At 72.1% G+C, this 7,669-nt stretch carries 4 protein-coding genes, 2 tRNA genes and 1 pseudogene (1 of these 7 cut by a window edge); 5 read left to right on the plus strand and 2 right to left on the minus strand.

All coding sequences use genetic code 11. The annotated features are described in order from the left end of the window. Positions 1 to 92, minus strand: a pseudogene (locus tag ACWDBB_RS22295) (roadblock/LC7 domain-containing protein); the annotation flags it as partial. A 10-nt stretch (positions 93 to 102) separates the two neighbouring features. Next, positions 103 to 3,891: a nitrate- and nitrite sensing domain-containing protein gene (locus ACWDBB_RS22300; RefSeq protein WP_449791281.1), complete on the minus strand. Its 3,789-nt coding sequence runs from the start codon at positions 3,889 to 3,891 to the stop codon at positions 103 to 105. Positions 3,892 to 4,529: 638 nt separating this feature from the next. Between ACWDBB_RS22300 and ACWDBB_RS22305 the strand changes: the two genes are divergently transcribed. The 5 genes from ACWDBB_RS22305 to ACWDBB_RS22325 all read left to right on the plus strand — a co-directional run. Further along, complete coding sequence (locus ACWDBB_RS22305) at positions 4,530 to 4,748, plus strand: hypothetical protein (protein ID WP_380456464.1); 219 nt, start codon at positions 4,530 to 4,532, stop codon at positions 4,746 to 4,748. A 265-nt stretch (positions 4,749 to 5,013) separates the two neighbouring features. Next, positions 5,014 to 5,814 (plus strand): fumarylacetoacetate hydrolase family protein, encoded by an 801-nt coding sequence (locus ACWDBB_RS22310; RefSeq protein ID WP_402416631.1) that lies wholly within the window; start codon positions 5,014 to 5,016, stop codon positions 5,812 to 5,814. Next, positions 5,807 to 7,306 (plus strand): glutamate--tRNA ligase, encoded by a 1,500-nt coding sequence (gltX, locus tag ACWDBB_RS22315; RefSeq protein WP_449791282.1) that lies wholly within the window; start codon positions 5,807 to 5,809, stop codon positions 7,304 to 7,306. Before ACWDBB_RS22310 ends, gltX begins: the two co-directional genes overlap by 8 nt. Positions 7,307 to 7,544: 238 nt before the next feature. Next, positions 7,545 to 7,616, plus strand: a tRNA-Gln gene (locus ACWDBB_RS22320). A 37-nt stretch (positions 7,617 to 7,653) separates the two neighbouring features. Next, positions 7,654 to 7,669, plus strand: a tRNA-Glu gene (locus ACWDBB_RS22325); it runs 157 nt beyond the window's last position.

The following is a 7,669-nucleotide window of genomic DNA, read 5'->3' on the forward strand; positions in this document are numbered from 1 at the left end:
TCCGCGGAGACCACCACGGTGTGGGACACCCCGGGGGTGTTGTCCACGAAATTGGTGATCAGCCAGTTCAGGTTCTGTGCGGCCTGGCTCATCTGGTTCAACTCAACGCTCCTGGTGATCTGCGCCGTTGCCGTCGCTCCGGCCACCGAAACTATCGAATCCGGGCTGCTGGGCACCATGCTGGAAGCCCGCCTGGTTGGCGGCCTGCTCGGCCCCGGCGCGACGGCCCTGCTGGATGCCGCGACGCAGGTTGGTCAGCCGGCCGCGGACCTCCTCGGGAGCCCGGGAGACCTGGGGACCGGTCAGCGGCGAGGCCTCGGCGGTGCCGGAGACCAGGTTGGCCTGCGGGGTCCGCCGGGGCAGGCCCGACATGGTGACGCCGCTGGTCGAGGGCTCGCGGATCTGCTCGGCGCGGCGCCAGCGCTCGTCGTTCGCGGACGGACGCCACGGCGCGTCGCCGGTGCCCGGCTGCGGCTGGCCCTGCTGGGGAGCCTGCGGCTGCTGGGGGGCCTGCTGCTGCGGGGCCTGCGACTGCTGCGGAGCCGGCTGGGGCGCCTGCCGCGGAGCCCGCGGCTCCTCGGCCCGCTGCTGGAACTCCGGCGCGGAGGTGCCGGGGCGGCGCGGCTGGTACGGCCGCGGCCGCGCCTGCTGCGGGCCCTCGGACTGCGGGAACCACGCCTGCTCGCCGCCGGTCGGCAGCGCCATCGGCTCCTGGTGCGGCAGCGGCTGGGGCTGCTGCGGGGCCTGCTCCTGGCGCACCGGCTCCGGACGCGGCGGGTTCGGCACGTTCGGCAGCACCGGCTCGACCAGGCCGAGGCCCAGCGGGTCGCGCGGGTCGATCTGGCTGGCCTCGAAGCGCGGGCGGGCGAACTGCTGGGTGCTCTCCACCGGCGCCGGCTCGGCCGCCGGCAGCGGCTGGGGCTGCTGCTGGGCCTGCGGCGGCAGCTGCGGCTGACGGTCGCGCTGCGGCGCGTCCGGACCGGGGCGCTGCGGACCGCGCGGCCCCTGGGTGGCCGGCCGGCCGGGGGCGCCGGGGCCCTGCGGGGCCGGACGGCGCTGCGGCAGGCCGTCCTGCGGACGGTTGCCCGGACGGGCACCCTGCGGCGGCGTGCCGGGCCCGCCGGGGCGGCCGTGCTGCGGCTGCTCGCCGGTCCGGGCACCCGGACCGCCGTCGAACTCGCCGCCGGGACGCGGCCGTTCCTGGCCGGGACGGCCCGGCAGGGGCTGACCGGCCTGCGGCTGGTTCGGCTGCGGCCGGCCGGGCTGCTGCGGACGGGCCTGCGGCTGGCCGGGCTGCTGCTGACCGGCCTGGGGCTGGCCGGGCTGCTGCTGACGGTCGCGGCGGGGCAGGCCGTTCGGGCCGCTCTGCGGCGGGCCCTGACGGCCCGGTGCACGCTGCGGCAGACCGCCCTGCTGGGCCTGCTGCGGCACCTGCTGGCTCTGCGGGTTCTGCGGAGCCTGCCGCTTCTGCTTCGGCTGCGGCTGGGCGGGCTGGCGGCCCTGGCCCTGCTGACCGCCGCCCTGCGGGACGGGGTTCTCCCGCAGCGACTGGCCGACCTTGCGGGTCGGCAGACCGCCGCCGGGCGCACCCGGACCGGCCTGCGGACCGGGGCCCGCCTGCGGACCGGGACCGGCCGGAGCGGTCGGGCCGCCCTGGCCGAGCTGCGGGCGCCCGCCCTGCGGGGCACCGGCGGCCGGGCCCTGGCCGAGCGCGGCCGGACCGTCCTGGCGGGCGGGCGGGACCTGGCGCTGCTGGCGCGGCGTCGGGGCGACCCCGCGCTGCTGCTTGCCCTGGCCGGAGCCGGCCCGGCCGGCACCGCGGCGGTCGCCGGAGTTGGTGACGTCCACCGGGAGCATGACCAGCGCGGTGGTGCCGCCGGAGTCGCTGGGACGCAGCTGGATGCGGATGCCGTGTCGCAGGGACAGGCGGCCGACCACGAAGAGGCCCATGCGGCGGGAGACGGAGACGTCCACCGTCGGCGGGTTGGCGAGGCGCTCGTTGATCTCGGCGAGGTCGTCGGGGCTCAGGCCGATGCCGGTGTCGTGGATCTCGACCAGCACGCGGCCGTCCGGCAGTGCGTGGCCGGTGACCCGGACGCGGGTCTGCGGGCTGGAGAACGAGGTGGCGTTCTCCAGCAGCTCGGCGAGCAGGTGGACGAGGTCGTTGACGACGCGGCCGGCGACCTCGGCCGACGGCACGGCGGCGAGCTCGATGCGCTCGTACTGCTCCACCTCGGAGGCGGCGGCGCGGAGCACATCGACCAGCGGGACGGGCCTGGTCCAGCGGCGGCCCGGGTCCTCACCGGCGAGGACGAGGAGGTTTTCGCCGTTGCGGCGCATGCGGGTCGCGAGGTGGTCCAGCTTGAAGAGGTTGGCCAGCTGGTCCGGGTCCGCCTCGCGGCTCTCCAGCTCGGAGATGAGCGACAGCTGGCGCTGGATGAGGCCCTGGCTGCGGCGCGAGAGGTTGGTGAACATCGCGTTGATGTTGCCGCGCAGGAGGGCCTGCTCGGCGGCGAGGCGGACGGCCTCGCTGTGCACCATGTCGAACGCGTGGGCCACGTGGCCGATCTCGTCGGTGGAGTCGATGGCGACCGGCTCGACCGTGGTGTCGACGTCGTGGGGGTCGGCCTCGGAGAGGGTCTTGACCAGCTCGGGCAGGCGGCGCTCGGCGACGTCCTCGGCAGCGGCCTGGAGGCGGGTCAGCGAGCGCACCATCGAGCGGGCGATCAGACCGGCGCCACCGAGGGCGAAGAGCAGCACCAGGGCGATCGCGACACCGATGATCAGGGCGTCGGCGTCGGCCTGGGACTGGAGGTCCTGGGCCTTGCCGTCCAGGTTCTCGATGAGCTTGGACTCGATCCGGCGCTCGGCGGTGATCTTGGCGCTGGCCTTCTCGTACCAGTCCTTGTAGCTGACCGCCTCGGTCTGGCGGATGCCGCTCTGGGTCAGGATCGTGGAGGCATAGCGGTCGGCGTCGGCGACCACCGAGTTGTAGCTCAGCTGGCTGCGCAGGTTGTCCAGGTCGTGCGCGGTGTAGATGTTGTTGAAGCTCGCGATCGCGTTGTCGTACGAGCTGCGCAGACGGATACCGAAGGACTCGTCGCTGGGGCTGAGGTCGGGGGACTTCGGGTTGGCGAGCGCGGCGCTGATCAGGGCCCGCTGCTGCGAGGTCGCGTTCTTCGCCAGCGAGAACTGCTGCAGCGCGCGGGTCGAGACGACCAGGTCCTTGTTGTTCGACGCGAGCGCGATGTCCTGGGTGATGGACAGCAGGTCGCGGATGATCACGTCGTAGGCGGTGATCGTCGACTGGATGTTCTGGTTGTTCTGGTACGGCAGGCTGCGGGTGTCCGCGATCGAGTTCAGGTCCTTGCGGATCTGGAGCAACAGCGCCTTGCCGCCGGACAGTTCGAGGTTCTCGAACTTGTCGGAGGACGCGGTGAAGGTGCGGCTCAGGTCGTCGGTGGACTTGCGGGCGGCGACGATGTCGTCGTCCAGCGGGGCGGCCGGGTCGTGGGTGATCGGGCCGGCGCTGATGTCGCGCTCGGTCTGGAGCGCGTCCGCGAGGTTGGTCGCCTTCTTGGCCAGGTCGGACAGGTTGGCCATCTGAGCGAGTTGCTGCGAGTTCTCCATCGAGCTCTGGATGCGCAGGCCACCGAGGACCAGCGAGACCAGGACGGGGAGGGCGAGCAGCGCGATCAGACGGGTGCGGATGCGCCAGTTGCGCATCGCGAGCCGGTTCAGACCGGTGGCGCGGCGCCGGGTCAGGGACGTGCGGAGTTTGTCGCGGGTGGACTTCCGCTCCCGGCCGTCCTCCTCCGGGCGGCCGGGGGCCTCGGGTGTCACCGGCTCGGCGGGGCCGCCGGGGGCCGCCGCCTGTTGAGGGGCTGCCACAGGCTCACGCGACTCCGGGTTACCCGCGGCGCCGCTACCCCTTTTGAAACGTCCCTGCACTGGCGTCGCAACCTCTGGACCGGGCGTCCCGCCGCGTCGCCACGGCCTGGACGGTGTCGAGTTTCCATCCGCCCCCCGGCCGGTCCGGGAGAGCGGGCACCGGGGTGGACCACTCCCTACCCACGGTCCGTCGCATTCCAGCACAGCCGGGGAATCCCAACAAGGGCCGCAGGTACCGGGTGTCGGGCGCTACCGACCGCTTGCGCGATCTCACGGACTGTGTGCCAACGGGACCGGAATACCGCCTTTTTCGGACACTCGCCGGATACATGCCAAGCGGGCGCAGCGTCGGGAAGAGCCACAGACCTTCCGAAATGCCCCTTGTCGGAGGGAATGTCGGAAAATCCGAGTGCGGCGATATGTCGGATATCTGCGATTTGCTCGGCATTTTGTGAGCAAAATCACAGCCTAATGTGTAGCTTTGGTCACGGCCTCTGTGGAATGAGATCTCGTAACCTGGCTGTCGCCTGGGCACGGCCTCGAATCAGCCTGCCCAGAACCCCTCCGAATCAATCGGAATCCATCAGGTCGTCCCGATCCGCCGCGATCGGTCCGGCCATGACCACGAGGTGCTCTCGATGTCCCAGGCGAAGAACGCCACCAAGTCCACGCTGTCCTGCCGCCCCACGGCGAATCCGCGCCGGACGACGCTGGCCTCGGTCGAGGACTTCAGCAAGATCCCGGGCGCCCGCAAGCCCGAGGACGTCGTGACCTACGGCACCGAGCTGCCGGCCGCCACCGCCAACCCGCGCCGCACCCAGCTGATGGTCGCGCCGGTCGTCGTCGTTCAGGACTGACCCCCGCAGCGCCGCGTCGAGGGCGCCGTCGTCACACCCGTGGCGGCGGCGCCCTCGCCGTTGTGCGGCGGGTGCCGGCCGGGCCCCCGCGCCCCGGTCGGCCCGGACTCCGCCCCGACCGTCCTGAACAGGGGCAAAGCGGTCAGCCGAGGCCCCACGCGATAGCCTGGAGACCGATTGACGGGGCCGCGCCCACTGTGGGCGGGGCGCCCACCAGCGCCCGGGCGCGCCCCGGGCGGCCGACGAAGCGAGGGGTACCCCAGCCGTGCGCATTGCCAGGTTTTCCGTCCGGGAAGGGAGCCCTGCCGCCGGCAGCGTCTCCTTCGGCGTGGTGGAGGGCGACCCTTCCCAGCCCGACTCGCTGGTCGTCCACGCGCTGGCCGGCCACCCGTTCGGCCAGCCCCAGCCCACCGGCGAGAGCTTCCGCTTCCAGGACGTCCGGCTGCTCAGCCCGATGCTCCCGAACAAGATCGTGGCGGTCGGCCGCAACTACGCGGCCCACGCGGCGGAGCTGGGCAACGACGTCCCGGACGTCCCGCTCACCTTCTTCAAGCCGTCCACCTCGGTGATCGGTCCGACCGAGAACATCGCGTACCCGCCGTTCTCCTCGGACGTCCACCACGAGGCCGAACTCGCCGTGGTGATCGGCCGGATGTGCCGTGAGGTGCCGTTGGACCGGGTGCCCGAGGTGATCCTCGGCTACACCTGCGCCAACGACGTCACCGCCCGGGACGTCCAGCAGCGCGAGGGCCAGTGGGCCCGGGCCAAGGGCTTCGACACGGCCTGCCCCCTGGGCCCGTGGATCGAGACCGACCTGGACCCGAGCGACCTCGCGATCACGTGCACGGTCAACGGCGAGCTCCGCCAGACCGGCCGCACCTCCCTGATGGTCCGCTCGGTCGCCGAGCTGGTCGTCCACATCTCCGAGGCCATGACGCTGCTGCCCGGCGACGTCATCCTCACCGGCACGCCCGCAGGGGTGGGCCCCCTCAACGTCGGCGACGAGGTCGCCGTCTCCATCGAAGGCATCGGCACTCTCACCAACAAGGTGATCAAGCGTGGCTAACACTGACCCGGCCGTCCGGGTTCGCTTCTGTCCCTCCCCGACCGGCAACCCCCACGTGGGCATGGTCCGCACGGCCCTGTTCAACTGGGCCTACGCCCGCCACAACGGCGGCACCCTGGTCTTCCGGATCGAGGACACCGACTCCGCCCGCGACTCCGAGGAGTCGTACGACCAGCTGCTCGACGCGATGCGCTGGCTCGGCCTCGACTGGGACGAGGGCCCGGAGGTCGGCGGCCCGAACGCGCCGTACCGGCAGTCGCAGCGGATGGACATCTACGCCGATGTCGCCCGCCGCCTGCACGAGGCGGGCCACGCCTACCACTGCTACTGCTCCACCGAGGAGCTGGACGCCCGCCGCGAGGCCGCCCGCGCGGCCGGCAAGCCCTCCGGCTACGACGGCCACTGCCGCGAGCTGACCGAGGAGCAGGTCGCCGTCTACAAGCTGGAGAAGCGCGAGCCGATCCTGCGCTTCCGGATGCCCGACAAGACCATCAGCTTCGACGACCTGGTCCGCGGCACGCTCACCTTCGAGCCGGAGAACGTGCCGGACTACGGCATCGTCCGGGCCAACGGCGCCCCGCTGTACACCCTGGTCAACCCGGTGGACGATGCCCTGATGGGCATCACCCACGTGCTGCGCGGCGAGGACCTGCTGTCCTCCACCCCGCGGCAGGTCGCGCTGTACGCCGCGCTCGCCGAGATCGGCGTCGGCTACGGCACCACCCCGCGCTTCGGCCACCTGCCGTACGTGATGGGCGAGGGCAACAAGAAGCTCTCCAAGCGCGACCCGCAGTCCTCGCTCAACATGTACCGCGAGCGCGGCTTCATCCGCGAGGGCCTGCTCAACTACCTGTCCCTGCTGGGCTGGTCGCTGGCCGAGGACCGCGACCTGTTCGACATGGACGAGATGGTCGCGGCCTTCGACGTCACCAAGGTGAACGCCAACCCGGCCCGCTTCGACCTGAAGAAGTGCGAGGCGATCAACGCCGAGCACGTCCGCCGGCTGGCCCCGGACGACTTCGTCCGCCGCCTGGTGCCCTTCCTCCAGGGCGCCGAGCTGCTGCCGGCCGAGCCCACCGCCGAGCAGCTGGACCTGCTCGCCAAGGTGGCGCCGCTCACCCAGGAGCGGATGGTCGTGCTGAGCGAGATCGTGAACATGGCCGGCTTCCTGTTCGTGGCGCCGGAGAAGTTCGCCGTCGACCCGGACGACGCCGCCAAGGTGCTCACCGCGGACGCCCGCCCGGTGCTGGAGGCCAGCATCAAGGCGCTGGAGGAGCTCGCGGACTTCACCCCGGAGCCGATCCAGGCCGCGCTGCGCGAGGCGCTGGTCGACGGGCTGGGCATCAAGCCCAAGTTCGCCTTCACGCCGCTGCGGGTGGCCGTCACCGGCCGCCGGGTCTCCCCGCCGCTGTTCGAGTCCATGGAGCTGCTGGGACGCCCTGAGACGCTGCGCAGGCTGCGGGCCTCCCTGGACGCCCTGCCGGCCGCCTGAGCGGGCCGCTGAGCAGGCCGCGGGCCCGGCTTCGTGCCGGGCCCGCGGCGTACCCGGAGGCCATCCGCAGGCCTCCCGGCCGCTGCCTGGGGTTATCGATTTTGGACCCGGGGCCGACGTCGGGTAATGTTCTTTCTGCGCCGCCCGGGAGGGAACGGACGAGGGAACGAAAGCCCCTCGGAAGGGACCGACCGAGAGGCGCAACGCCTGAGAAGGGTCCGCGAGGGTTCAACTCTGGTGGGGTATGGTGTAATTGGCAGCACGAGTGATTCTGGTTCATTTAGTCTAGGTTCGAGTCCTGGTACCCCAGCGCAGTACGTCAGTACGGCAACATAAAAGAAGATCAAGCCCCCGTTGTGTAGC

The organism is Kitasatospora sp. NPDC001095, assembly GCF_053598615.1.

Coding starts and splice junctions, on each gene's coding strand:
- ACWDBB_RS22305 (WP_380456464.1), top strand. CDS start 4,530: ATGTCCCAGGCGAAGAACGCCACCAAGTCCACGCTGTCCTGCCGCCCC.